Source organism: Streptomyces sp. NPDC057963, assembly GCF_042887155.1.
Lineage (GTDB): Bacteria > Actinomycetota > Actinomycetes > Streptomycetales > Streptomycetaceae > Streptomyces.
The window spans coordinates 233358-258871 of record NZ_JBHVPX010000009.1 but is presented as its reverse complement, the minus strand read 5'-3'; the positions used below and the strand labels follow the sequence as shown (position 1 = coordinate 258871).

Here is a 25514-nt window from a genome sequence, read left to right as displayed (position 1 = left end):
GCCGATGCGTTCTCCGGCCGGCTCGGACACCACGAGGGGCAGTCATGACCAACGCGGGCCTGGATGTGGCCGTACACGAGCGGGCCGAGCTCGGCGAGGGCCCGACCTGGGATCCGGCCACCGGCCGGCTGATCTGGGTGGACATCGTCTCCGCCCGCGTGCACACCTACGACCCGGTGACCGGCCGCCGAACGGTGATGGCCACCGAACAGCACGTCGGAGCGGCCAAACCGCGCGCCGGCGGCGGACTCGTGGTCAACCTGCGCGACGGCATCGGCCTGTACGACCCCGACGGTGCCTTCAGCTGGCTGGTCCACGATCCCGAGCCCGGTCGCCGGGGCAACGACGCGGCGGTGGCGCCGGACGGTGCGTTCTGGGCGGGCACCATGCGTGACGACGGCGCGGAGACCGGCGGCAGCCTCGCCCGCGTCGCCCCCGGCGGCGAGGTCACCACGGTGCTGCCCGTCGTGGCCTGCAGCAACGGCATCGGGTGGAGCCCGGACGAGCGGCTGATGTACTTCATCGACACGCCCACGCGCCGTATCGACGTCTTCGACTTCGACGGCGAACACGCCGTGAACCGGCGCCCGTTCGCCACGGTCGAGGAGGGCGCGGGTTTCCCCGACGGGCTGGCCGTCGACGCCGAGGGCGCCGTGTGGGTCGCCCTGTGGGACGGCGCCGCGGTGCGCCGCTACACGGCTGACGGAGCCCTGGACCGCGTCGTCGGACTTCCGGTACAGCGGCCGACCGCCTGCGCCTTCGGCGGTGAGGACCTGCGCGACCTCTACATCTCCTCGGCCCGCGTGGGGCTCGACGCCCCGCACCCGCTGTCCGGTTCGCTGCTGGTGCTGCCGGGCGCGGGGCACGGGATGCCCGGGACGGCCTTCGCGGGCTGAACCCGCCCCCCGGCAGCCACGTGTCGCGGTTCCGCCGGGCGGGCGCGGTCGGTCGAACCCTCGTATAAAGGGCCGTGAGTGAGTGCGTGACACACGGGACAGGGCGACGGGGCGGCGGCGAAGGAGGCTCGATGGGGCGGAAGCGGACCGGGCGGACCGGACTGGCGGGGCACGGGCGGAAGGGCGGGGGCGGTGCGCGTTCCGTACGGGAGGACCACGGGCCCGTCCGGTACGGGCCGCCGGCTCCCGCTCCCGGTCTGCCCGTCCTGCCCGAGCTGGCCGAGGTGCTCGCCGCCGCGGCCGGCTGCGGCGAACCCGAACCGACCGGCGGCGGCCACGCCCTGCGCGAGGCCGCGACCGGCTACTGGGCGCGGCGCGGACTGCACGGCGGCCCGGAGCACGTCGCCGCCGCCCCCGGCGCGTCGCCGCTGCTGCTCGCGCTGATCGCCGCGCACGGTGGCGACGTGCTCATGCCGCGCCCCTGCACCGCCACCTGGCTCCCGCAGGCCCGGCTGCTGGGCCGGCCCGCCTACCACGTGCCGACCCCGGCGGAGTGCGGCGGCGTGCCCGATCCGTACGCCTTGCTGGAGACCGTACGCCGGGTGCGCGCCGAGGGCGGCCGGCCCCGGCTGCTGCTGATCTCCGTCGTCGACGATCCGACCGCCACCGTCGCCCCGCCGGAACTCGTGCGCGAGGCGTGCGAGGCCGCGGTCGCCGAGGGGATGCACATCGTCAGCGACGAGACCTGGCGCGACACCCTGCACCGGCCGCACGACACGGTCCTGCTCAGCCCGGCCGAGATGTGCCCCGACGACGTCACGGTCGTCAGCGATCTCGCCGGCGCGCTGACCCCGCCCGCGTGGCCGGTCGCGGTCGCCCGGTTCCCGGACACCAAGCGGGCGGCGGTGCGCCACGCCCGTACCCTCGACATCCTCACCGCGCTCGGCGCGCTCGTCGCGGGACCCGTCGCCAGGGCCGCCGCCCACGCGCTGCGCGAACCGGACTCCGTCAGGGACCGGGTCCGCCGGGCCGCCGCGCTCCAGGCGAAGGTCGCCGCGGCGGCCCACCGGGCGGTCCTCGCGTCGGGCGCGCTGGCCAGGCCCCCGCAGGCGGGACGCCATCTCTACGCCGACCTCGGGCCGCTCCGCACGCGGCTGGCGGACCGCGGTGTCACGGACTCCCTGGAGCTGGAGGAGTACCTGACGGAACGTCTCGGCGCACCGGCGCCGGGCGGCCACCGGTTCGGCGACGAGCTGGGGGCGCTGCGGGTACGCCTGGGCACCGGGCCGCTGCTCGGGTCGACCCCGCAGCAGCAGATGGAGTCCCTCACCGCTGTGGAGCCCCTGGAATTGCCGCACGTGGCCGAAGCCCTGAGCATTTTCGGGACGGCACTCGACGAACTCCGATGAGGAACAGCGAGACGGGAGTCTCTCGATGACGGAACAGACCGAGCGCTCCCGCACCGGGACCACCCACCCGCACCGGACCCCTCGCGGAGAGCTCGTCGGACCGCGTCCGCTCGGCGAGGTCCGGGTCTGGCCCAGGACCTTCGCCGACCGGCTCACAACGCCGCTCCCGAGTGTCATGAGCATGTCCCGACTGGCCCGTGAACGCGCCCTGCGGCCCAACGCGGAGGGGCTGCGCGGCATCCACCGGCTCCCGTACGCCCCCGAACCCCTGCCCGTCACCCCCGCCGGCACCACCTCCGTCACCTGGGCCGGGCACGCCAGCTGGATCGTCCGCACCGGCGGGCTCACCGTCCTCACCGACCCCGTCTGGTCCCGGCGCATCCTCGGCACCCCGGCCAGGATCACGCCGGTCGGCGTCCGCTGGGAGGACCTGCCGCCCGTCGACGCCGTCGTCATCAGTCACAACCACTACGACCACCTCGACGCCCCCACCCTGCGCAGACTGCCCAGGGACACTCCGCTCTTCGTCCCCGCCGGGCTCGGCCGCTGGTGCCGCCGCCGCCGCTTCAGCTGTGTCACCGAACTCGACTGGTGGGAGTCGGCCGAGCTGGCCGGCGTCCGCTTCGACTTCGTGCCTGCCCACCACTGGTCCAAGCGGACCCTCACCGACACCTGCCGCTCCCTGTGGGGCGGCTGGATCATCGGCACGCCGGACAGCGGCGGGCAGCGGATCCACTTCGCGGGGGACACCGGGTACGGGCACTGGTTCGGCGAGATCGGCCGCCGGTACCCCGGCATCGATCTGACCCTGATGCCGATCGGGGCGTACGAACCGCGCTGGTGGCTCGGTGACGTCCACACCGACCCGGAGGAGGCCGTGCAGGCGTACGAGGACCTCGGCGCCCGCGCGATGGCGCCGATGCACTGGGCGGCCTTCCTGCTCTCCGCGGAGCCCGTACTGGAACCGCTGGCCCGGCTGCGCACCGCCTGGCAGCGGGCCGGACACCCCCGGACACGGCTCTGGGACCTGCCGATCGGCGGCTCCCGCCTGCTCGTCCCGGCAACCCGCACCCTCAGTGGCTGAACCGCGCCCGCATCCTGCGCCACGCCGCGGGAGCCCCGCTGATCAGCAGCGTCAGACCCAACGCCGCGACCACGCCCTGCCACGGCTCGGGGAAGAGCGAACCGCCCAGAACGCCGATCAGCTGGTACGTCGCCGCCCACGCCAGACAGGCCGGTACATCCCCGCGGGCGAACCGGCGCAGCGGCATCCGGCCCAGCAGACAGGCCAGCATCACCGGTATCCGTCCCGCCGGTACCAGCCTCGACAGCACGAGCACCGCCGCACCGTGCTCGTCCAGCTTCCGCTGCGCCTGCGCCAACCGCTCCGGAGCGGCCCGGTCGCTGATCGCCCGCAGCCACTTCGAACCGTTCTTCGACCGCACCCCGCGCCGACCGAGCCAGTAGAGGCAGATGTCGCCGAGGAACGCCGCGGCCGAAGCCACCGCGAAGACGATCAGCAGCGAGAACGGCGACGACTGATGCAGCGCCACCACGGCGGCCGAACTCACCAGCGCACCCGTCGGCACCACAGGCACCAGCGAACCCAGCGCCACCAGCAGGAACAGGGACGGGTAGCCGACCGCCTGCTGCGTCGACTCCGGGGGCAGCTGTCTCACGACCTCCTGGATCACCTGGCGGCCTCCGGCCGCACCCGTTCGCCGTGCGACAGCCGGTGCACCGCCACCTCCGGCGCCAGCAGCGCCGCCTTGCGGACGAACTCGTCACCCGGCGAGTGGAACTCGTGCGGCCTGACCCCGTCCATGCCGACCGGCCAGTACGTGCCGTAGTGCACCGGCACGGCCGACCGGGGAGCCAGCCGGGCCAGCGCCTGCGCGGCCCGGCCCGCGTCCAGATGGCTCTGCCCCAGATACGGACCCCAGCCGCCCACCGGCAGCAGCGCCACATCCACCGGACCGACGGCCCCGGCCATCTCGTCGAAGAGCCCGGTGTCGCCGGCGAAGTACGTCCGCGCCTCGCCCTCGACCACATAGCCGAGCGCGGGGGAGCGGTGCGGCCCCACGGGCAGGCGCCTGCCGTCGTGCAGTGCGGGAACCGCCCGTACCCGCACCTCGCCGATCCGGACCTGATCACCCGGGGCCACCTCGGTGATCCGCAGCCCGCGCACCGAGCGCAGCAGCCGCAGGCCGGGCACGGAGCGCACCGCGCCCGTCGGCACGATCAGCCGGCTGCCGGGGGCGAGCCGGGCCAGCGACGGCAGATGCAGATGGTCGGAGTGCAGATGCGAGACGAGCACCACATCGGCGACCGCGGCCTCGGGGCCGGGCAGCTCGCCGCGGCGCCGGCGCAGATGCGCGAAGCGCCGTACGAAGAGGGGATCGGTCAGCACACGGACCCCGGAGTCCTCGATCGTGCAGGTGGCATGACCCCACCAGGTGACTTCCACCGGCACGCGGTGCCTCCTCGTTCCCCGTTCCCCGGTTTCTTCGTTCCGGCCCTGACACCGAGCCTAAGGGCTGTGCCGTGACCGGAACGGGTGACCCGGCTCCGCCCGGTCGCCGCCCGCGGCGGTCGCTCTCAGTCGGTGAGACCCAGTGTCCCCGCCGCCTGGATCGCCAGCCACACCTCCGCCAGGGCGCCCGTGGACGCCATGTCACGGCCGGTCAGCGAACCGAAGCGGCGCAGCCGGTAGGCGAGGGTGTTGGGGTGGATGTGGAGCGCGGCGGCAGCCGTCTCCGTGCGGCGGTCCCGCTCCATCCAGGTACGGACGGACACCAGCAGCTGCGAGTCGTGGGCCGCGTCGTAGCGCAGGACCTCGCCCAGCACATGCCCGACCAGCGCGGACAGCACGGCAGGGTCGTCGGGCAGCCAGCGGCCCAGCGAGTCGTCGCCGTAGCGGACCACGGAGCGGCCCGACTCGACGGCCTTCGAGACGGCCCAGAGGGCCTCGCGCTGGGCCACCCGCAGCGGGGCACCCGGCGGGAACGGGCGGCTCATGCCGGCCGCCACGTCCGGCAGACCGCCGATCTCCGCGGCCAGCCCCGGAGCCCCCAGGACATAGCGGTCCGCGCCCCAGGTGAGCAGCAGATGCGGATGGTCCTGGAGGCAGCGCAGCAGCGCCTCGTCCGTGGTCTGCCGCACCACGATCAGCACGGTGTCGCCCTCGATCGCATGCCGGGCGAGCCTGCGCCGGGCCGCCTCCGGGTCCAGCACCTCCTGAAGGAGTTCCGCCAGCGTCTCCGCGCCCTCCCGGCGCAGCGTCTCGCGCTCGTTGCGCACCATCGCGACCCGCAGCGCCGCCACCGTGGCGATGTGCTGGACGACCGCGAGCCCGGCGGGCTGGGCGCCCTCCCGTTCGTACGCGACAAGGAAACCCGCCGGGCCGCCGGGCGCCGGCACGGGCAGCACGAACCCGCCGGGGACGGTCGGCGGAGCGTCCACCGACGAGGGCAGCACGCCCCGCTCCGGCACCGGAACTCCCGGCAGCAGGGGCCGCCCCTGCGGCGTGCACAGATACACGTCGTACCCGGAGAGGCGCTCCAGGCGGCGCAGCAGCGTCGGCGTGTCGAGGTCCTCGGCGACCAGCCAGCGCAGCGAGCCGAAGACCTGGAGCTGGGCGCCGAGCCGGTGCCTGGCATCCTCCTGGACCGAGGCCGCGACCTCCTGGGAGACCGCGATGAACGGGACGGCGAGCGGGACCTCCAGGACGGGGAAGCCGCGCTCCTCGGCCGCCCGGAAGAACGCGTCGTGCAGCGGTGGCATGTGCAACTGCGCCGACAGGGCCAGCGCGGAGACACCCGCGTCGTCGAGCCGCTCCAGATAGGCGCGCTGCCCGGCGGCGGTACGCGGGACGGCCAGGCCCGTCGTCATGATCACCTCGGCACCCAGCAGCCAGGGGGTCGGATCGGCGAGTTCACTGGCGTGCGCCCACGACACGGAGCGGCCCAGGCCGCCGGCGCCCGCCTTCACGGAGAGCTGGAGAGCGGGGAAGGAGAGCAGATCCTCGACGGTGAGTTTGTCGCTGGCCACAGACAACAGGGTAGTGCTCTGTGATGTGCACAATTGTCGGCCGTCGTCCGGGGGCACAGACTGTGGGACCGTCCCATGACAGAACGTTGGGACTGCCTCATGAACCAAAGGCGGAGCGCCCGTGACCACCTCGATCACCGAAGTCGAGACCAATGGTGTCGAGCGGATTCCCGACGCCGACCGCACCGCCCGTCCGATCGACCTCTTCCGGCTCGCCTTCGGCGGTGCCAACACCTTCGCGACGTGCGTGCTGGGAGCCTTCCCGATCCTGTTCGGGCTCTCCTTCTGGCAGGGGCTCGCGGCGACACTGCTCGGCCTCGTCGCCGGTGCGCTGCTGCTCGCGCCCATGGCGCTGTTCGGTCCGGCCAACGGCACCAACAACGCCGTGTCCTCCTCCGCCCACCTGGGTGTGCACGGCCGGATCGTCGGCTCGTTCCTCTCGCTCCTCACCGCGGTCGCGTTCTTCTCGATCTCGGTGTGGTCCTCGGGTGACGCGCTCGTCGGCGGCGCCCACCGGCTCGTCGGCGTGCCCGAGTCCGATGTGACCTACGGCATCGCCTACGCGATCTTCGCCGGGCTCGTCCTGGTGGTCTGCGTCTACGGCTTCCGCTTCATGCTGATGGTCAACAAGATCGCGGTGATCGCCGCGTCGGCGCTGTTCGTCCTCGGCGTCTTCGCCTTCGCGGGCGACTTCGACCCCGGCTACGCGGGCTCCTTCGCCTCGACGGCCGACCCGCTGTTCTGGCCGTCCTTCATCGGCTCCGCGCTGATCGTGCTGTCCAACCCGGTCTCCTTCGGGGCGTTCCTCGGCGACTGGTCCCGCTACATCCCCGCCACGACGCCGCGGCGCCGGGTGATGGGCGCCGCGTTCCTCGCCCAGATCGCCACGCTGCTGCCGTTCGTCTTCGGCCTGGCCACCGCCTCGATCATCGCTTCCAAGGCCGCCGACTACGTCGACCCGGCCGCCCCCAACTACGTCGGCGGGCTGCTCGCCGTCTCGCCCGGCTGGTACTTCCTGCCGCTCTGCCTGATCGCCCTGATCGGCGGACTGTCGACCGGCACGACCGCGCTGTACGGCACCGGCCTCGACGTCTCCAGCGTCTTCACCCGCTTCAGCCGCGTGCAGGCGACCTTCTTCATCGGCGGCCTGTCCATCGCCTTCATCTTCTTCGGCCGCTTCGCGCTCAACCTCGCGCAGTCCATCTCCACCTTCGCGACCCTGATCATCACCTGCACCGCCCCGTGGATGATCGTGATGGCACTCGGCTACGTCACCCGGCGCGGCTGGTACGACGCGGACGCGCTCCAGGTCTTCAACCGCCGCCAGACCGGTGGCCGCTACTGGTTCAACCACGGCTGGAACTGGCGCGGGCTGGCCACCTGGTTCCTCTCCGCCGGTGTGGCGCTGCTGTTCACCAACCTGCCCGGCCAGTTCGTCGGCCCGCTCGGCGACCTGGCGAACGGCGCCGACATCTCCCTGCCGGTCGGCCTCGCCCTCGCGGCCGTCGTCTACCTCGGCCTGCTCACCCTCTTCCCCGAGCCGCGCGGGGTGTACGGGCCCGACGGCCCCCGATTCGTCAGGGCGTCGGACACCGGGGTCCCGCCGATCGTCGGCGACCGGGACGAGGAGGCCGCCGCCGTCGGGCCGGCCGCCGCGGTCTGAACGCCGCCCCCTCCGACGCCCGCCCTCGCCCCGCCCCGCAACCAGGAGCCGTACATGAGCACCACCCCCGCCCGGGAAGTCCGGACCGCCCAGGAGACTCCGGAGGTCCAGGAGGTCCAGGAGGTCCGCGCCGCCGCCGACGCGCTGATCGCCGCCTTCGCCGAGGGCCGCCTCGACGACTACTTCGGCTCCTTCGCCCCGGACGCCACCTTCGTCTTCCACTCGACCCCGCAGCGGCTCGCCTCCACCGACGAGTACCGCGCGCTGTGGCAGCGGTGGGTGGCGGAGGACGACTTCCGCGTCGTGCGCTGCACCTCGACGGGACAACTGGTCCAGCACTGCGGCACCACGGCCGTCTTCAGCCATGACGTGGAGACCACCGTCACCACCCGGGCCGGCGAGGAGACCGTCCACGAGCGGGAGACGATCGTGTTCGCCCGCGCCGCCGACGGCAGCTGGCCCGCCGTCCACGAGCACCTGTCCGCCCGTACGGCAGCCTGACCGCGCGTCCCGCCCGTACCGTTCACCGCCGCCCGACCATGAGAGAGACCGGTTCCATGAGCACCACGTTCCGCAATTACATCGACGGCGCCTTCACGGACGCCTCGGACGGCCGCACCCTCGACGTCGTGGACCCCAGCACGGGCGAGGTCTACGCGACCTCCCCGCTCTCCGGCGAGACGGATGTCGACGCGGCGATGGCCGCCGCCGCTGCCGCGTTCCCCGTCTGGCGGGACACCACCCCGTCGGTACGGCAGCTGGCCCTGCTGAAGATCGCCGACGCCATGGAGGCGCGGGCCGACGAGCTGGTGGCCGCCGAGAGCCGTGACACCGGGAAGCCGCTCCACCTCACCCGCAGCGAGGAACTGGCCCCGGCCATCGACCAGGTCCGCTTCTTCGCGGGCGCCGCGCGGATGCTCGAAGGCCGCTCGGCCGGCGAGTACATGGACGGGATGACCTCGATCGTCCGCCGTGAGCCGGTCGGCGTCTGCGCGCAGGTCGCGCCGTGGAACTACCCCCTGCTGATGGCCGTGTGGAAGTTCGCGCCCGCGCTCGCCGCAGGCAACGCCGTCGTCCTCAAGCCCTCCGACACCACCCCCGCCTCCACCGTTCTCATCGCCGGGATCATCGGCGGCGTACTGGAGGAGCTGGGACTGCCCCGGGGCATCTTCAACGTCGTCTGCGGGGACCGGGAGACCGGCCGGGCGATGGTCGAGCACCCGACCCCGGCGATGGCCTCGATCACCGGTTCGGTACGGGCCGGCATCCAGGTCGCGCAGAGCGCGGCCAAGGACGTCAAGCGGGTCCACCTGGAGCTGGGCGGAAAGGCCCCGGCCGTGGTCTTCGAGGACGCGGACCTGGAGAAGGCGGTCGAGGACCTGATCGTCGGCGGATTCTTCAACGCGGGCCAGGACTGCACGGCCGCGACCCGCGTCCTGGTCCACGAGTCCGTCCACGACGCGTTCGTCACCGCCCTCGCCAAGGCCGCCGCCGACACGAAGACCGGACAGCCGGACGACGAGGACGTGCTGTACGGCCCGCTCAACAACGCCAACCAGCTGAAGCAGGTCAGCGGCTTCATCGACCGCCTCCCCGCCCACGCCGAGGTCGAGGCGGGCGGCCACCGGGTCGGCGAGAAGGGCTACTTCTACGCCCCGACCGTCGTCTCCGGCCTCAAGCAGGACGACGAGATCATCCAGAACGAGGTGTTCGGCCCGGTCATCACCGTCCAGAAGTTCACGGACGAGGCCCAGGCCGTCGCGTACGCCAACGGCGTCGAGTACGCCCTGGCCTCCTCGGTGTGGACCAAGGACCACTCCCGCGCCATGCGGATGTCCAAGAACCTCGACTTCGGCTGCGTGTGGATCAACACCCACATGGCACTCGTCGCCGAGATGCCGCACGGCGGCTACAAGCAGTCCGGCTACGGCAAGGACCTCTCCGCGTACGGCTTCGAGGACTACACGCGCATCAAGCACGTCATGACCTCGTTCTGACCCGGGCGCCCCCTGCGCCCCCGCCCCGCCCGCGGTTCCGGTTCCGCCGCGGCGCGGGGGCGCACCGCCGCCGTGCGTCCGCGCTCCGCGCTCCTCCCGTCCCGACGTGCGCCTTCTTGCGCGCGGGCCGGAGGGGTAGGGTCGCCGGTACGCCTAGCACGGGGGTAGCGGCCATGGGGGACGCAATGGACGTACGGGTGGCGGCCATCGCCAGTCTCACGCCGCTCGAAGAGCTCGACAGCGATCCGTTCCTCGTGGACACCCGCAGCCAGCACGACATGTGCGCCCGCTGGGCCGCCGACAAGGGATACGTCGTCACCCGGCAGCTGCGCTTCTACGGGCTGCGCCCCGATCACCAGGCCCTGTGGACGGATGTCGAGAGCGGCGCTGTCGAGCTGTTCGTCGCCGCCAACGACCGGGTGCTGGCACGGGCCCTCACCTCGGTGCCGGAGTTCGCCGCGGAGTGCGAGCGGCGCGGCGTACGGCTGGAGATCGCGGGGCTCGACGAGCCGCCGTACAGCGCCCGTACCAAGGCGAGCGTGCACCGCCGGCTCTCCATGCCGACCGCCGGATACGACGGCCGCTGAACAGCCCCCCCGCCCGTCGCCCCCGGCGGCCCGCGGCCCCGCTGTGCAAAGCTGGGGGGTCAGGGCCCGGATCGGCGGGGTTCGGACGTGAGGTGGGAACGGCGTGGGTGACGGGCGATGGCGAACAGCCGGCAGCGCCCTGATGCGGGTGATTGCGGTGTGGGCGGTCTCGACGCTCACGATGCTGGCACTCGCCGGGATTCTGCCGGACTTCCAGCTCCAGTCGGACGACGGCGACAGCATCACCAAGATCGCGTTCACCGCGGCCTGGGGCGCCGGAGCGTTCGGCCTGCTGTCCGCACTGGTCTGGCCGGTCCTGGTACGGGCGCTGCTCATCGTGCCCGCACTCGTCCTCGGGATGCTCGTCTTCTTCCTGAACGGCTCGCTGCTGCTGCTCGCCCTGCGGCTCATCCCGGACGGGCGCGGCGCCGCCAACCCGGAGACCGCGGTCGTCGTCGCGGCCGTGATGTCCGCCGTCGCCTCGGCGACCTCCACGGCGCTCGCCGTCCGCGACGACAACGCCTACCGCCGCCGCCTCTCCCGGCTCGCCGACCGCCGCAGACGGCGCAGCGGTGCGGACAGCGGGCGCAGCGGACCGCCCGGCACCGTTTTCATCCAGCTCGACGGCGTCGGCCACGAGGTGCTGGCCCGCGCCGCCGGCTCCGGCCTGATGCCGACCGTCGCCGACTGGCTCGCGGACGAGGAGGGCCACCGGCTCACCCCCTGGCGGACCGACTGGTCCAGCCAGACCGGCGCCAGCCAGCTCGGCATCCTGCACGGCAGCAACCACGACATACCCGCCTTCCGCTGGTACGAGAAGGAGACCGGCGCCGTCATGGTCTCCAGCCGCCCCGCGAGCGCCCTCGAAATCCAGCGCCGGGCCATCGCCCGCACCCACGACGGGGGACTGCTCGCGGTCGACGGCGCCAGCCGCGGCAACCTCTTCAGCGGCGGCGCCGACCAGCTGGCACTCGTCCTGTCCATGGCGGCCCGGCTCGGCAAGGGCCGCCGTTCCAGAGCGGGGTACTTCGCCTACTTCTCCGATCCGGCCAACGCCGTGCGTACCGCGCTGTCGTTCGCCGCCGAGGTCTGCCGCGAGATCGGCCAGTCGACCCGGGCGCGGATACGGAAGGACACACCCCGGATCAAACGCGGTGGGCTCTACCCCTTCATCCGGGCCTTCGCGACCGTCGTCGAACGCGACGTGGTGGTCGCCGCGGTCATCGGCGACATGTTCGCCGGACGCACCGCCGTCTACGCCGACCTGGTCGCCTACGACGAGGTGGCGCACCACTCCGGACCGCACAGCCGCGACGCGGACAAGGTGCTCGTGCGCCTGGACCGCTCGCTGGCCCTGATCGCGAAGGTCGCCGAACACACCCCGCGCACCTACCGGATCGTGCTGCTCTCCGACCACGGGCAGAGCCCGGGGGAGACCTTCGCGGGGGCGTACGGGCTGACGCTCAAGGACCTGGTGCGGGCGGGCTGCGGGCTGCCCGTACCCCGTCGGGCGCAGCGCACCCGCAGCGCTTCGGAAGCACGTGACGCGGTACGGATCGCCCTGCACCGGCCGGTCGGGGAGGGCGAGGCGGAAGACCGCGCGAAGCCGTCTGACCCGGTCGTCCTCGCCTCCGGCAACCTCGGCCTGATCTCCTTCCCGGACATCGGCGGACGCGCCTCGCGCGAACAGCTCGACCGGAGCCGCCCCGCACTGCTCGGCACTCTCGCCAACCACCCCGGCGTCGGCTTTCTGCTGGTCCGCAGCGAACGGCACGGATCGGTCGTCCTGGGCCGCGGGGGCATCGAGGTCCCGCTGTCGGAACTGAGGGACGGGGAGGGGCCGCTGGCGTCCTTCGGGCCGGGCGCGGCGGCCGCGGTGCGCCGCACCGACACCTTCCCCCACGTCGCCGACATCATGGTGAATTCGATGTACGACGAGAGCTCGGGCCAGGTGCACGCCTTCGAGGAGCAGATCGGCTCGCACGGCGGTCTGGGCGGCGAGCAGTCCCGGCCGTTCCTGCTGTGGCCGGCCGACCTGTCGGCGCCGGTGGCGCAGGGCACGGAGCTGAGGGGGGCCGAGCAGGTGCACGGGGTGCTGCGGCGCTGGCTGCGGGAGTGCGCGGGGCCGCAGATCCCGCTCGCGGCGCCCGGCGCGATGGGCGGCGCCGAGGAGGCGGACGGAACGGTTCGGGCGGTCGGCTGAGGGCCGTCGTCCCTGCTGGGAGGGCGTTGTCAGTGGTGGGCGGCAGGATGGGGGCCATGACGAACTCAGCTGTTGTGCTCGCCGATGCCGCCGCCTACGCCGCCGCGGTCGAAGAGGCGTCGCAGGCCGCCGCCGCGTACTACGCCACGGGTGAGAGCACGCTCGACGACGACGCGTACGACCGGCTGGTGCGCGGGATCGCCGCATACGAGCGGGAGCACCCGCAGGAGGTGCTGGAGGCGTCCCCGACCGGCAAGGTGGCGGGCGGCGCCGCGAGCGGGGACGTGCCGCACACGGTGCCGATGCTGTCCCTGGACAACGTCTTCTCGGCCGAGCAGTTCGCCACCTGGACGGCATCGCTGGAACGCCGGATCGGCAGGCCCGTCGCCGCGTGGAGCGTGGAGCCGAAGCTCGACGGCCTGGCCGTCGCCGCCCGCTACCGGGCGGGCCGCCTGGAGCAGCTGATCACCCGGGGCGACGGCACCGCCGGCGAGGACGTCTCGCATGCGGTCGGCACGGTGGCCGGCCTCCCCGAGCAGCTCGCCGAGCCGGTGACGATCGAGATGCGCGGCGAGATCCTCATGACGAATGAGCAGTTCGAGCAGGCCAACACCGTGCGCACCGAGCACGGCGGCGCCCCCTTCGCCAACCCGAGGAACGGCGCGGCGGGCACACTCCGGGCCAAGGACCGCGCGTACACGGTGGAGATGACCTTCTTCGCCTACGGCGCCCTGCCGCTGCCCGACTCCGCGGAGCTGACCGACGCCCTCGCCGAACTCCCGCACAGCGAAATCCTGGAGTACGTCGCCGGGCTCGGCGTGCACACCGCCGCGGACACGGACGTGGCACCGCGGACCGTCGGCACCGTCGAGGAGGTGCAGAGCCGGGTCGGGGAAATAGCCGCTCTGCGCGCCTCGCTGGCCTTCGGTATCGACGGCATCGTGATCAAGGCCGACCTCGCGGCCGACCAGCGTGAGGCCGGTTCCGGGACCAGGGCGCCGCGCTGGGCCATCGCCTACAAGCTCCCGGCCGTCGAGAAGGTCACCCGGCTCCTCGGCGTCGAATGGAACGTCGGCAGGACCGGCATCATCGCGCCGCGCGCCGTCCTCGAACCGGTGGAGATCGACGGCTCGACCGTCAGCTACGCCACGCTGCACAACCCGGCCGACATCACCCGCCGTGATCTGCGCCTGGGCGACCGGGTGATGGTCTACAAGGCGGGCGACATCATCCCCCGCATCGAGGCGCCCGTCGCCCATCTGCGGACCGGTGACGAGCAGCCCGTCGTCTTCCCCGAGGCGTGCCCGCAGTGCGGCTCCGAGATCGACACCAGCGAGCAGCGCTGGCGCTGTGTCCGGGGCCGCGACTGCCGTCTCGTCGCCTCCATCTCGTACGCGGCGGGCCGCGACCAGCTCGACATCGAGGGCCTCGGCGCCACCCGGGTCGTCCAGCTCGTCGACGCCGGCCTGGTGGCCGACTTCGCCGACCTCTTCACCCTCGGCCGGGAGCAGCTGCTCGGCCTGGAGCGGATGGGCGAGACCAGCACCGACAACCTCCTGGCCGCCATCGAAGCGGCACGGACCCAGCCGCTCTCCCGGGTCTTCTGCGCCCTCGGAGTGCGCGGCACCGGGCGCTCCATGTCACGGCGTATCGCCCGGTACTTCGCGGACATGGACCGGATCAGGGCCGCCGACGCCGAGGCGCTCCAGCGGGTCGACGGCATCGGCAAGGAGAAGGCGGCGGGCGTCGTCGCGGAGCTGGTGGAGCTGGCCCCGCTGATCGGGAAGCTGGTGGCCGCCGGGGTCAACATGACGGAGCCCGGCGTGACGCCGCCGCCCGAGCCGGGCGAGGAAGGCACGGAAGCGGCTGCCGCCGGCGACGGGGACGGGGCCACCGGGCTGCCGCTGGACGGGATGACCGTGGTGGTCACGGGCGCGATGACCGGCGTACTGGAGAAGCTCTCCCGGAATCAGATGAACGAACTGATCGAGCGGGCCGGCGGGAAGTCCTCGTCCAGTGTCTCCAAGCGCACCACGCTCCTGGTCGCCGGGGAGAAGGCCGGGTCCAAGCGCACCAAGGCGGAGGACCTCGGCATCCGGATCGCCGCACCGGACGAGTTCGCCGAACTGCTCGCCGGATTCCTGCCGTCGGAGGTATGAGGCACGGCGGGGCCTTGCGGCGCCCGCGCCCTTGGATTTTGCCTGGGAGTGGCTTTCTTTGCCTCCCTATTGCATAGTGAGGGCTCGGCCATGCCTCGCTATCAGCGGGTCCATGGGTGGGAGAACGGCCGCGTGTCCGGCCGGGGGGAGGGACGGATGCGTTCGCTGCACGACCGACCGCGACTCGGCCGGTCCGCCCACCGGGGGTACCGGGGCCTCGCCCTCGACCTCGGCAGCTCCCGGACCCGCGCCTGGCTGCCGGGGCACGGTGTCATCGCCGACACCGGGGCATGCGGCGAATCCGGTGCCGAGGCGGGGCAGGGCCGCCCGGTCAGACGGGGGCGCATCGTCGACCCCGTGTCCTGCGGCCGGATGCTCGGCCGCATCGCCGATACGGCCCTGGGCGCGGACCGCAGCGACACCGTGATCGTCCTCAGCCACCCCGTCCTCGCCGGGAGCGAGCACCGTGCCGCGGCAAGGGAACTCGTTGCCGCGCTCGGGCCGGTGAGCATCATCGCGCTGGACAGCGCGCGGGCCGCAGCCGCATGCGCCGGACCGCGGGACGGCGGCCCGCTGCTCGTCGTCGACATCGGCGCCGAGCTGACCGAGGCGACCCTCCTCGTCGACGGGCTGGTACGGGACGCCCGTCAGGCCGAGACGGGACTGAGCGACCTCGGCCCCTCCGAGTCGCCCACCGCCGTGGTCCGCACCGTCCTGGACATGGTCATGGAGATGTGGAAGCAGGACCGGCACGGCGCCGTCCTGGGGGCCCTGCGCAAGGGCCCGCTGCTCGCCGGGGGCGGCGCCGCCCGCCCCGACATCACCGACCGGATCGCGGTCCGGCTGGGCGTGCCGGTACACCTCGCGGACGACCCGGCGACCACGGTCGTACGCGGCGCCGGGCTGATCCTCGGCTCCGTGCTCCGCCGGGCCGACGCGGCACCGGCCCCGGTGAGCACCGCCGGTACGGCACCGGTCCGGCCCGGCCGACGGCGGTGACCCCTCTCCCGGGGCCGCCCCCGGGGAACGCGCCCCCGAGGGCACGGCCGGGCACCCCGGCACACCGCGGCCGCGCGCACGCGGCCCGGCAGCTCTTCGTCGCCGTCCTCCTCGCCGTGCTCACCGTCGTCGGCGGCGCCCCCGCAGCCGCCGGATCCGTACTCCCCGCGCGGCCGTTCGCCGGTGTGCCGCCCTCCGCCGCGTACTCACCCGGCGCCCATCAGCCCACCCCGCACACCGACCGGACCGCCCGCACCGGCACCGTCCACGACACCCGTCGCACCCGTACGGCCACGGCGACCGACCGCAGCCGGCCGCAGCCGCCGCCCGCACCCCGGCCCAGGGCCGGTGCCGACCACGCCCGTACCGCCCATCACCTCCCGCCGCCCGGCCACTGCTCCCTGCTGCCCGGCGCACCCGGCATCCGCGTACCGCACCACGCCCACCGGCGCGCCCCTTCCGCGCCCTCTCGCGCCGCCTGCCGTTTCCGCGCCGCCCTCCCCGGCGTACGCGGGCCTCCGGGGACGGCCGTTCACCGGCCACCGGTCCTGCCACCGGTCCCGTCCCACAGACACGCCGTGCCGTCCTCACCGAGATGAGGGCGCCCGGCGCCCCCTCGGAGGAAACCCATGACTCGCGCCACCACGGTGCGAGCGGTTCTGGCTGCGGCCGTCCTGCTCGTCTCCGTGCTCATCACGCTGACCATGTCACCCAGACTCGGCCTCGACCTTCAGGGCGGCACCAGACTGGTGCTCCAGGCCAAGGACTCCGACACCGCGAAGGCGGACCGGGAGAGCACCGACCGCACCCTTGAGGTGCTCCGTCAGCGCATCGACTCCCTCGGCGTCGCCGAACCCACCCTGACGCGCTCCGGCGAGGACCGGATCATCGTCGAACTCCCCGACGTCCAGGACCCGCGCAAGGCGGCCGAAGTCATCGGCAGAACCGCCCAGCTCAGCTTCCACGCCGTCCAGGGCTCCGGCGAGCGGAAGGACGACACGGCGGACCGCGAGGCGGACGACGGGGCCGGAGGCGGGCCGACGCTCCCCGACGAACAGGGCCGTTCCCTCGACCTCGGACCGGCCCGGCTCTCCGGCGGCGGCGTCAAGGACGCCACCGCCGCGTTCGACGCCCAGCAGGGCGCCGGCTGGACCGTGTCCCTCGACTTCCACAAGAAGGCGGGCCGGGACTGGACCCGGCTGACCGGCGAAGCCGCCTGCCACCCGGTCCAGGACGACCGGCGCCGCGTCGCCATCGTCCTCGACGACCAGATCATCTCCTCGCCGCAGGTCGCCCCGTCGGTCGGCTGCAACGCCGGTCTGCCGTCCGGCTCCACCCAGATCACCGGCTCCTTCAGCGCCGACGAGGCCCGCGAACTGGCCCTGCTCATCAAGGGCGGCGCCCTGCCGCTCCCCGTCGAGATCGTCGAGCAGCGGACCGTCGGCCCGACACTCGGTGCCGCCGCCATCGACGCCAGTGCTCGGGCCGCGCTCATCGGCGCCGCGGCCACCGCACTCTTCATCACCGTCGTCTACCGGCTCTTCGGTGCGCTCGCCGCCGTCGCGCTCGCCGCCTACGGACTGATCTCCTACGCGGCGCTGGTCGCCCTCGGTGTCACCCTCACCCTGCCCGGCCTCGCCGGGTTCGTCCTGGCCATTGGGATGGCGGTCGACGCCAACGTGCTGGTCTTCGAACGAGCCAGAGAGGAACACGCACAGCATCCGGGGCGCTCGCTGAGCTCCTCGCTGACCGCCGGATTCCGCGGCGCCTGGAGTGCCGTCGCCGACTCCAACGTCACGACGCTGATCGCGGCCGGGCTGCTCTTCTTCCTCGGCTCCGGACCGGTGAAGGGCTTCGGTGTCACCCTCGCCATCGGTGTGATCGCCTCGATGTTCTCCGCACTCGTCATCGCCCGCGCGCTCACCGAGATCGCCGCGCGCTCCCGGTTCGTCAGCGACTACCGCGGCATCAACGGCATCTCCAGCCCCGGCCGGGTACGCACCTGGCTGACCCGCCGGGATCCCCAGCTGATGCGCTTCCCGCGCCGCTGGCTGCTGGTCTCCACGGCGCTGATCGCCGTCGCCGTCCTCGGTATCGCCGTACGCGGTGTCAACCTGGGCGTCGAATTCACCGGCGGCCGGCTCGTCGAGTACGCGACCAGCCGGCCCGTCGACGTGGAGCGGGCCCGTACCGCCCTGGCCGACGCGGGCTTCCACGACGCCGAGGTCACCACGGCGGGCGCGGGCGACCTCTCCGTACGGACCGGGAAGCTCGACAACGACGGCGAACACGCCCTGCGCGCCGCCCTCGCGGCGGAGGGCGGCGAAACCACCAAGGTCCGTGACGAACTCATCGGACCCAGCCTCGGCGACGAACTCCGGCGCAACGCGCTGATCGCGCTCGGCATCGCCGTCCTCGTACAGCTCGCGTATCTGGCGATCAGATTCCGCTGGACGTTCGCCGTGGCCTCGGTCGGGGCGCTGGTCCACGACGTCATCATCCTGGTGGGTGCCTTCGCCTGGCTCGGACGCACCGTCGACGGCATCTTCCTGGCCGCGCTCCTCACCGTCATCGGATACTCCGTCAACGATTCGGTGGTGGTCTTCGACCGGGTACGGGAACTGTGGGCGAAGGCCCGTCGTGTCCCCCTCGGTACGGTTGCCAACCGGGCCGTGCTCCAGACCGTCCCGAGAACGGTCAACACCGGAATGGGCGCCCTCTTCATCCTGACCGCACTCGCCGTGCTGGGCGGCGACTCCCTCGCGGACTTCGCGCTCGCCCTGCTGATCGGCATCTGCGTCGGCACGTACTCCTCGGTGCTCACCGCCGTACCGGCCGCGCTCATGCTGGAACGGAGCAGCAAGGCCCCGCCGCCGGCCCGTAAACGTGCTCCCGGACGCCGGTCCGGTACCCGGGGCGCGCGCCGGGACCCGCTCGACAACGGAGCACGTGTGTAGGCGCTCCGGCACGCATGCCGTCCCGCCCCGAAAGCCGGGCCGCCCTCCGGGGCGGGGCGACATGCGCCGGTCGTGGCGTTCCGGGCGCCCGGGGCGGCACAATTCCGACCACCCACCCGTGATCGGAGCGCGCCCGTGACCATGCCCGTGTCCGTGCCCGTCATGCTGCGTGAGGCATGGTCCACCGTCGTCCCGGACATGAAGGACCGCCACGGACCGCTGCCGCCCCTGATGCTCGCCCTGACCGTCGTCACCGGACTGGTCGACGCGGTCAGCTATCTGGAACTCGGCAAGGTCTTCGTCGCGAACATGACCGGCAATGTGGTCTTCTCGGGCTTCGCGATCGCCGGAGCCCCCGGCTTCTCGCTCGTCGCCTCGCTCGTCGCGCTCGCCGCGTTCGCGACGGGGGCGCTGCTCGGCGGCCTGATCGTGCACCGTGCCGCGACGCACCGCGGCCGGATGCTCATGTACGCGCTCCTCGTCGAAACCGCCTGCGTCCTGGCCGCGCTGATCGTCGCCTCGGCGTCCGGGCACCCCGGTGCGGGCGGGGCCCGCTTCACGCTCGTCGCACTGCTCGGACTCGGCCTCGGGGTGCAGAACGCCGTGTCCCGGGCGCTGGCGGTCCCCGACCTCACCACCACCGTGCTGACCCTCACCATCACCGGCATCCTCTCCGACAGCCGCTTCGCGGGCGGAGGCGGCAGCAAGGCCGGACGGCGCGTGCTCTCGGCCGCGGCCATGATGACCGGCGCGCTCGTCGGAGCCGTGGCCGTGCTGCAGGGGCACCCGAGGCTGCCCCTGCTGCTCGCCCTGGCGATCCTGGCCGCCGTGACCACGGCCGCGATCGTCCTGGCACGTGCCGACGCACCCTGGGTCCGCCCGGTTGTCAGGAAGTGAGGGACCGCAGATGGTCGGCGGTGGCCCGGTCGGCCGGCAGGAACGTCTCGATGGCCAGCTCCGCCACCGTCACGTCCATCGGCGTATTGAACGTGGCGATGGAGGAGACGAACGAGAGCACCCGGCCGCCGTGCTCGATGTGCAACGGCAACGCGAAGGGCAGCGACGAGGCGGGGCCGGTCCCCCCGGCCGCCCCTTGACCGCCCCCGGCCGTTCCGTCACCAACCCCGGTCGGCCCGGTGCTCCCGGCTCCGTCCGCACCTGCCGGTGCGGGGTAGCCCGCGACCTCCTCGTACAGCTCACGCAGCTCCGCCGACCGGGCCAGGGCGATCTGGCGCTCCATCTGAGCCAGCAGATCGGCCCGCCAGTCCCGGAGGTTGCGGATGCGCGGAGCCAGGCCCTCCGGGTGGAGGGTGAGCCGCATGGCGTTCAGCGGCGGAGCCAGCAGATGCCCCGCCACGCCCTCCAGCAGCATCGTGATCCCCTGATTGGCCGCCACCACGTTGTACATGCCGTCGACGACGAGCGCCGGGTACGGGTCGTACCCCTGGAGCAGGCGCTCCATCCCCTCGCGCAGCGCGCCCAGCGCCGGGTCGTCGAGCGCGGTCTGCGCGTACCGGGGCGCGTAACCGGCCACCACCAGCAGGGCGTTGCGTTCCCTGACCGGGACGTCGAGGTGCTCGGCCAGTCGCAGGATCATGTCCTCGCTGGGCCGGGAGCGGCCGGTCTCGATGAAGGAAATGTGCCGGGCCGAGGAATCGGCGCGGATGGCCAGCTCCAGCTGGCTGATCCGGCGCTGCTCCCGCCAGCTGCGCAGCAGCGGCCCTACCCCCGTGTCAAGCGCGACAGTTGTCATACCCAGACCGTAACGTCACCGGCACCGTCGACCGGAACCGATCGCTCGTGAGGGAGTCGCACCATGCCCGCCGCACCATTGTCGCAGAAGGAGATCGAGGACCGTCTGAGCGACCTGCCCGGCTGGTCGCTGGAGGGGGACCGGATCACCTGCACCTACCGGCTCCACACGCATTTCGCCGCCCTCGGGCTGACCGTGCACGTCGCCCAGATCCAGGACGAACTGAACCACCACTCCGATCTGACCCTCGGGTACAACACGGTGACCCTGTCCGTGAACACCCATGACGCGGGTGGTGTGGTCACCGAGAACGACCTGAACCTGGCCGCGCGGGTGGTGGCGATCGCGCCCGGCCACGGCGTGAGGTAGTCGGACAGGCCCGCCGCCGACGTGCGGTGACATGTCACATGGTCGGGCCGAAGCGGGGATGCGCGGCGAGCCATCCCGTATAGCTCTCGCTGCGCTCCACCGCCTCCGCGTACGCCGCCCGGGTGTGCCCGCCCACGGCTCCGGACGCCGAGGCCGCCGCCGCCGAGCGGGGGTGCCAGCCCAGCAGATGGCGCCAGCTCAGCGGCGAACCGGCGAGCGGGCGTGTCACGAGCCCCGGCGTCGGCGGGAAGGTCGCCCGGCACAACCCGACCGCCCGGCCGACCTGGACCAGATGGACGACGGACGCCGTGTCCGTCTCGTACACCGAGACGGGGCTGAACCCGGCCCGTGCGCAGGCGCCGACGAAACAGTCCGCGAAGCAGCCGTCGCCCGGCACGTCCGCCCAGCACTCGTCCGCCAGCCCGGCGAGATCCAGCTCCCGGCGACCGGCGAGCGGGTGGGAGTCCGGGAGCATCACGAAGACCGGGTCGACCCCGATCACCTGCCACGTCAGCCGGTCGTTCGCGGGCGGAGGGCTCTCCCCGCAGGCCCCGATGAGCGCGAAATCGAGTCTTCCGTCCACGAGTTGGGAGGCGATCTCGGCGACCGACCAGGAGGTGTACGTCGACACGGGCGCGGTCGGGTGCGCGCTGACCAGGCGGTCGACGAGACCGCCCAGCAACGGGCCGTGCGTACCGCCCAGCCGGAAGCGCTCCATCGTTCCCCGGGTGTTGGCGAACCGCACCGCCTCCTCCTGGAGCTCGCTCACGGCGGGCAGGACCACCCGGGCCCGTTCGAGTACCAGCTCACCGAGGAGCGTGGGCCGGGCACCGGTGTGGTCCCGCTCGAAGAGCGGTCCGCCGAGCGCCTTCTCGATCCGTCGCAGTTGCGCGCTCAGCGCGGGCTGGGCGAGCCCGAGAGCCGCGGCGGCCTTGGTCAGGCTCCCGGTGTCGGCGATGGCACGTACGGTCCGCAGATGGCGTAACTCCAGCTCCATAAACGCAAGTTATGGGCCCGGCGGCCTACCGGCAATATGCGGGTGCCCCCTCGGCGGAGGTCTGTCCGTCCCGGGGCCGCCCGGATGCCGAGGGAGGGGCGTGCGGGCCGCGGTGTCCGAAGCGGTACGGGCGCCGGGCCCCGGTGCCGCGTTCGGCATCGACGAGGCGTTCGCCCCCGCCTCGAAGCCGATCCGTCAGATCCCTCCGATCCGTCAGACCCCTCCGGTCCGGCCGTCGGGTACGGCTCGGGGGCGGGCCCCGACGCGGCAGGGGAGGCTCGCCTCCGAGACCGTGCCGCGAGGGGAGGCTCACTTCCCGGGCCAGGCCCCCGCCCCCGCCGCCGCGCGGGCGAACGCTCCGAAGCCCTTCGGATCGCGCCCCAGGACCCGCTTCACGTCCCCGGTCACCGTCGCGTTGTGCCCGTCGAGCAGCGTCGTGAACAGGTCGGCCAGGAACCCGGCTTCGGGCCCCGGCACGCCGTACCCCTCCAGCATGCGCGCGTACTGCGGTCCGGACACCGGCAGATACCGCACCGCGCGCCCCGTGGCCCGCCCGATCTCCGAGACCGCCTCGCCGAACGTCACGAGCCGCGGCCCGGTCAGCTCGTGCACCGCACCCGCGTGGCCGTCCTCGGTGAGCGCGGCCACCACCACGTCCGCGAGATCGTCGAGGTCCACGAAGGGTTCCGCGGTACCGCCCGCCGGGAACACCACCTCGCCGCCGAGCACCCCGTCCAGCATCGCGCCCTCGCTGAAGTTCTGCGCGAAGAACGCCGACCGTACGACGGTGAGCTCCGCCCCCGCAGCCGCCCCGCGCAGGCTCTCCTCCGCCACCACCGCCTGCGGCTCGCCCCGCCCGGACAGCAGCACCAGCCGCCGCACCCCGCTCTCCACCGCCGTCCGCCCGAAGGCCTCCATCGCCTCCGGCGCTCCGGGCGCCGCCAGATCCGGGTAGTACGTCACATACGACGCTTCCGCACCCCGCAGCGCCGGTGCCCAGCTCGACGGGTCCGCCCAGTCGAAGCGGACCTCGCCGCCGCGCGACCCGGCCCGCACCGGCACCCCGCGAGCGGCCAGCCGCTCCACGACCCGGCGGCCCGTCTTTCCCGTACCGCTCGTCACCAGCACCGTGCCCCGCTGCCCGTTCTCCGTGTTCTGTGTCATGGCTCAAGGCTCGTCCGGCGGGGCCGTCGATGACATCCCCGAAGCGCTCAGCTCCATACGCGTGCGTCTACGCTGCCGGTCATGGACGCACTTGCCGGACTTCTGGACGGGCCGAGGGCCAGGGGCGCCTTCCTCCTGCGGATGGTGATGGAGCCGCCGTGGTCCGTACGGATCGAGGACCGGGCCCCGCTCTGCCTGATGTCGATGACCGACGGAGAGGCCTGGATCGTCCCGGCCGCGGGCGCGGACCCCGTGCTGCTGCGGCCCGGTGACATCGCCATCGCCCGAGGCCCGGAGCCGTACACCGTCGCCGACGCCCCCTGCACCGCGCCACACGCCGTGATCGGGCCCGGCGGCACCTGCACCACCCTGCGCGGGGAGCCGCTCTCCGATTCCATGCAGCTGGGGGTACGCACCTGGGGCAATGCCTCCAGCGGCGCGGCGACCATGCTCATCGGCACCTATCTGCTGGACGGGGAGATCAGCCGGGGGCTGCTCGACGCCCTGCCCCCGCTGCTCCAGCTGCCCTCCGAGGAGCAGGGCAGCCCCCTGCCGGCGCTGCTCGACGCGGAGATCTCCAAGGACGAGCCCGGCCAGAGCGTGGTCCTGGACCGGCTTCTCGACCTGCTGCTGATCGCCGCGTTGCGGACCTGGTTCGCCCGGCCCGGAGCCGAGGCCCCCGCCTGGTACCGGGCCATGGGCGACCCGGTCGTCGGGCAGGCCATGCGACTGATGCAACGAGACCCCGCACACCCCTGGACGGTCGCCGCTCTGGCCGCACGCGCCGGGGTCTCCCGGGCCGGGCTCGCCCGGCGCTTCACGGAGCTGGTGGGGGAGCCGCCGATGGCGTACCTGACCGGCCGCCGCCTCGCCGTCGCCGCGGATCTGCTGCGAGAGACGGACGCCACCGTCGAAGCGGTCGCACGGAAGGTCGGCTACAGCCAGTCCTTCGCGTTCTCCACCGCCTTCAAGCGCGTCCGGGGCATCAGCCCCCAGGAGTACCGGAGCGGCGGCTTGCCGAACCGGCAACAAAGCTTGCCGCAGGGGTGAAGTGTGGTGAGGCTGTCCCCATGAGCCAGGAATCCGATCACAGCCATGAGCGCCGCACCACTCACAGCCATCGGCACAACGACACTCACGCCCACCACGACCACGCCACGGACTTGGACTGGGACGTCCTGGGCCCGCAGCTGGAGCAGGAGGCCGAGCTCAGCCGCCTGCAGTACGAGGAGGCCGCCCGCTGGATCGCCGGTCTGCCCACCGCCCCGCGGGTGCGCAGGGTGCTCGACATCGGCAGCGGCCCCGGCGTGATCTCCTGCCTGCTCGCCGAGGTGTTCCCCGAGGCCGAAGTGGTCGCCGTCGACGGCACCCCGGCTCTTCTGGAACGCACCCGGGCCCGCGCGCAGCGGCTCGGTCTCGGCGACCGTGTACGGACACGGCGGGCCGAGCTCCCCGACGACCTCGACGAGTTGGGGGAGGCGGATCTGATCTGGGCGGGCAACGCCCTGCATCACATGGGTGACCAGCGCGCCGTCCTCGCGGGGTTCGCCGCCCTGCTGCGCCCCGGCGGGACCGTCGCCCTGGTCGAGGGCGGACTGCCGCCCCGCCGGCTCCCGCGCGACATCGGCATGGGACAGCCCGGACTGGAGGCCAGGCTCGACGCGATCAACGCGGAATGGTTCGAGGGCATGCGGACGTCGCTGCCCGGCGCCAAGCGGGAGACCGAGGACTGGAGCGCCCTGTTCACCGCGGTGGGGCTGGACCCGCAGGGAACCCGCAGCTTTCTGCTCGACCTCCCGGCACCGCTCTCCGAGCCGGCGCGCGACTACGTCGTCGCGGAGTTCACCCGTCGCCGCGAGACGTTCGAGGAGGCCCTCACGGCCGAGGACGTCGCCGTACTGGACCGGCTCGTCGACCCCGAGGACCCGGCCGGACTGCGCCTGCGCCCCGATGTCTTCCTGCTCATGGCGCGTACGGTGCACCTGGGCCGGCGGAGCTGACCGGTGCCGGCCTGCCGGGTCCCCGGAACACGGGGTGCCCGGCAGACCGCTGCGCGGGGTCCGGCGGCGGTGGGCGACGGACCGCGGGGGAGCGCGGCGGCGCCGCACGAGGGTGCCGGGCCCGCCGCCGCTGATGCCGGTCGCCCGCCGGGCCGCAGCCGTGCGGTACGAGGACGCCGATTCCGCCCCGTCCGGATGCACGCGCGGAAACAGGGCACGGACGTGGACGGATTGGAGTGCTGCCCGGCAACCGACTGGTACATCTCGTCCACTGCGGTGACGGGTGCCGTGCGACCAGGATGTGGCTTCGC

General features: G+C 73.2%; 22 protein-coding genes. 16 read left to right on the top strand and 6 right to left on the bottom strand.

Annotation, left to right across the window (positions count from 1 at the left end):
• The first annotated feature begins 44 nt into the window (after nucleotides 1–44).
• The 3 genes from ACFVT1_RS22685 to ACFVT1_RS22675 all read left to right on the top strand — a co-directional run bounded on the left by ACFVT1_RS22685 (nucleotide 45) and on the right by ACFVT1_RS22675 (nucleotide 3389).
• On the top strand, nucleotides 45–896 hold the full coding sequence (locus tag ACFVT1_RS22685; protein WP_389798241.1) for an SMP-30/gluconolactonase/LRE family protein: 852 nt from the start codon (nucleotides 45–47) through the stop codon (nucleotides 894–896).
• A 131-nt stretch (nucleotides 897–1027) separates the two neighbouring features.
• Nucleotides 1028–2305: an aminotransferase class I/II-fold pyridoxal phosphate-dependent enzyme gene (locus ACFVT1_RS22680; protein WP_389798238.1), complete on the top strand. Its 1278-nt coding sequence runs from the start codon at nucleotides 1028–1030 to the stop codon at nucleotides 2303–2305.
• Nucleotides 2306–2330: 25 nt separating this feature from the next.
• Nucleotides 2331–3389 carry an MBL fold metallo-hydrolase gene (locus tag ACFVT1_RS22675; RefSeq protein WP_389798235.1) on the top strand — a complete coding sequence of 353 codons (1059 nt, stop codon included), beginning with the start codon at nucleotides 2331–2333 and terminating at the stop codon, nucleotides 3387–3389.
• Here ACFVT1_RS22675 and ACFVT1_RS22670 read toward each other — a convergent pair.
• The 3 genes from ACFVT1_RS22670 to ACFVT1_RS22660 form a co-directional block, all read right to left on the bottom strand.
• The gene (locus ACFVT1_RS22670) at nucleotides 3379–3999 is read right to left on the bottom strand and encodes a DedA family protein (protein WP_389798233.1); all 621 of its coding nucleotides are present in this window, start codon (nucleotides 3997–3999) and stop codon (nucleotides 3379–3381) included. The genes ACFVT1_RS22675 and ACFVT1_RS22670 overlap by 11 nt on opposite strands.
• A complete protein-coding gene (locus ACFVT1_RS22665) occupies nucleotides 3996–4778 on the bottom strand; it encodes an MBL fold metallo-hydrolase (RefSeq protein ID WP_389798231.1) in 783 nt (260 codons plus the stop codon). Before ACFVT1_RS22665 ends, ACFVT1_RS22670 begins: the two co-directional genes overlap by 4 nt.
• Nucleotides 4779–4903: 125 nt before the next feature.
• Nucleotides 4904–6355 carry a PucR family transcriptional regulator gene (locus ACFVT1_RS22660; protein ID WP_389798229.1) on the bottom strand — a complete coding sequence of 484 codons (1452 nt, stop codon included), beginning with the start codon at nucleotides 6353–6355 and terminating at the stop codon, nucleotides 4904–4906.
• A gap of 121 nt (nucleotides 6356–6476) precedes the next feature.
• Between ACFVT1_RS22660 and ACFVT1_RS22655 the strand changes: the two genes are divergently transcribed.
• From ACFVT1_RS22655 to ACFVT1_RS22610, 10 genes are all read left to right on the top strand, one after another.
• Nucleotides 6477–8018, top strand: a complete 1542-nt coding sequence (locus ACFVT1_RS22655; RefSeq protein WP_389798227.1) for a purine-cytosine permease family protein — start codon at nucleotides 6477–6479, stop codon at nucleotides 8016–8018.
• Nucleotides 8019–8072: 54 nt separating this feature from the next.
• Entirely contained in the window at nucleotides 8073–8519 is a 447-nt protein-coding gene (locus ACFVT1_RS22650; protein ID WP_389798225.1) for a nuclear transport factor 2 family protein, read from the top strand.
• A gap of 56 nt (nucleotides 8520–8575) precedes the next feature.
• Nucleotides 8576–10015: a gamma-aminobutyraldehyde dehydrogenase gene (locus ACFVT1_RS22645; protein WP_389798222.1), complete on the top strand. Its 1440-nt coding sequence runs from the start codon at nucleotides 8576–8578 to the stop codon at nucleotides 10013–10015.
• 173 nt (nucleotides 10016–10188) lie between these two features.
• Nucleotides 10189–10602, top strand: coding sequence for a hypothetical protein (locus tag ACFVT1_RS22640; protein ID WP_362196682.1), 414 nt, complete (start codon nucleotides 10189–10191; stop codon nucleotides 10600–10602).
• A gap of 103 nt (nucleotides 10603–10705) precedes the next feature.
• Nucleotides 10706–12805 carry an alkaline phosphatase family protein gene (locus ACFVT1_RS22635; protein ID WP_389798219.1) on the top strand — a complete coding sequence of 700 codons (2100 nt, stop codon included), beginning with the start codon at nucleotides 10706–10708 and terminating at the stop codon, nucleotides 12803–12805.
• A 47-nt stretch (nucleotides 12806–12852) separates the two neighbouring features.
• Complete coding sequence (gene ligA / locus ACFVT1_RS22630; RefSeq protein WP_389798217.1) at nucleotides 12853–14964, top strand: NAD-dependent DNA ligase LigA; 2112 nt, start codon at nucleotides 12853–12855, stop codon at nucleotides 14962–14964.
• Between the two features lie 156 nt (nucleotides 14965–15120).
• Nucleotides 15121–15963, top strand: a complete 843-nt coding sequence (locus ACFVT1_RS22625) for a rod shape-determining protein MreC (RefSeq protein WP_389798214.1) — start codon at nucleotides 15121–15123, stop codon at nucleotides 15961–15963.
• Nucleotides 15960–16562 carry a hypothetical protein gene (locus tag ACFVT1_RS22620; RefSeq protein WP_389798212.1) on the top strand — a complete coding sequence of 201 codons (603 nt, stop codon included), beginning with the start codon at nucleotides 15960–15962 and terminating at the stop codon, nucleotides 16560–16562. The genes ACFVT1_RS22625 and ACFVT1_RS22620 overlap by 4 nt, the downstream gene beginning before the upstream one ends.
• A 30-nt stretch (nucleotides 16563–16592) precedes the next feature.
• Nucleotides 16593–18920 carry a protein translocase subunit SecD gene (gene secD, locus ACFVT1_RS22615; protein WP_389798209.1) on the top strand — a complete coding sequence of 776 codons (2328 nt, stop codon included), beginning with the start codon at nucleotides 16593–16595 and terminating at the stop codon, nucleotides 18918–18920.
• A 153-nt stretch (nucleotides 18921–19073) separates the two neighbouring features.
• Nucleotides 19074–19817, top strand: coding sequence for a YoaK family protein (locus ACFVT1_RS22610; protein ID WP_389798465.1), 744 nt, complete (start codon nucleotides 19074–19076; stop codon nucleotides 19815–19817).
• On the opposite strand, the gene ACFVT1_RS22605 is transcribed toward ACFVT1_RS22610, so the two are convergent.
• Complete coding sequence (locus tag ACFVT1_RS22605; RefSeq protein WP_389798207.1) at nucleotides 19807–20673, bottom strand: helix-turn-helix domain-containing protein; 867 nt, start codon at nucleotides 20671–20673, stop codon at nucleotides 19807–19809. The genes ACFVT1_RS22610 and ACFVT1_RS22605 overlap by 11 nt on opposite strands.
• Nucleotides 20674–20736: 63 nt before the next feature.
• On the opposite strand from ACFVT1_RS22605, the gene ACFVT1_RS22600 reads away from it, so the two are divergent.
• Nucleotides 20737–21042 (top strand): 4a-hydroxytetrahydrobiopterin dehydratase, encoded by a 306-nt coding sequence (locus tag ACFVT1_RS22600; RefSeq protein WP_389798205.1) that lies wholly within the window; start codon nucleotides 20737–20739, stop codon nucleotides 21040–21042.
• Nucleotides 21043–21076: 34 nt separating this feature from the next.
• On the opposite strand, the gene ACFVT1_RS22595 is transcribed toward ACFVT1_RS22600, so the two are convergent.
• The gene (locus ACFVT1_RS22595; RefSeq protein ID WP_389798203.1) at nucleotides 21077–22039 is read right to left on the bottom strand and encodes a LysR family transcriptional regulator; all 963 of its coding nucleotides are present in this window, start codon (nucleotides 22037–22039) and stop codon (nucleotides 21077–21079) included.
• Between the two features lie 309 nt (nucleotides 22040–22348).
• The gene (locus ACFVT1_RS22590; RefSeq protein WP_389798200.1) at nucleotides 22349–23203 is read right to left on the bottom strand and encodes an NmrA family transcriptional regulator; all 855 of its coding nucleotides are present in this window, start codon (nucleotides 23201–23203) and stop codon (nucleotides 22349–22351) included.
• An 81-nt stretch (nucleotides 23204–23284) separates the two neighbouring features.
• Between ACFVT1_RS22590 and ACFVT1_RS22585 the strand changes: the two genes are divergently transcribed.
• Nucleotides 23285–24253: a cupin domain-containing protein gene (locus ACFVT1_RS22585; protein ID WP_389798197.1), complete on the top strand. Its 969-nt coding sequence runs from the start codon at nucleotides 23285–23287 to the stop codon at nucleotides 24251–24253.
• 20 nt (nucleotides 24254–24273) lie between these two features.
• On the top strand, nucleotides 24274–25203 hold the full coding sequence (locus tag ACFVT1_RS22580; RefSeq protein WP_389798195.1) for a class I SAM-dependent methyltransferase: 930 nt from the start codon (nucleotides 24274–24276) through the stop codon (nucleotides 25201–25203).
• The last annotated feature ends 311 nt before the right edge of the window (nucleotides 25204–25514 follow it).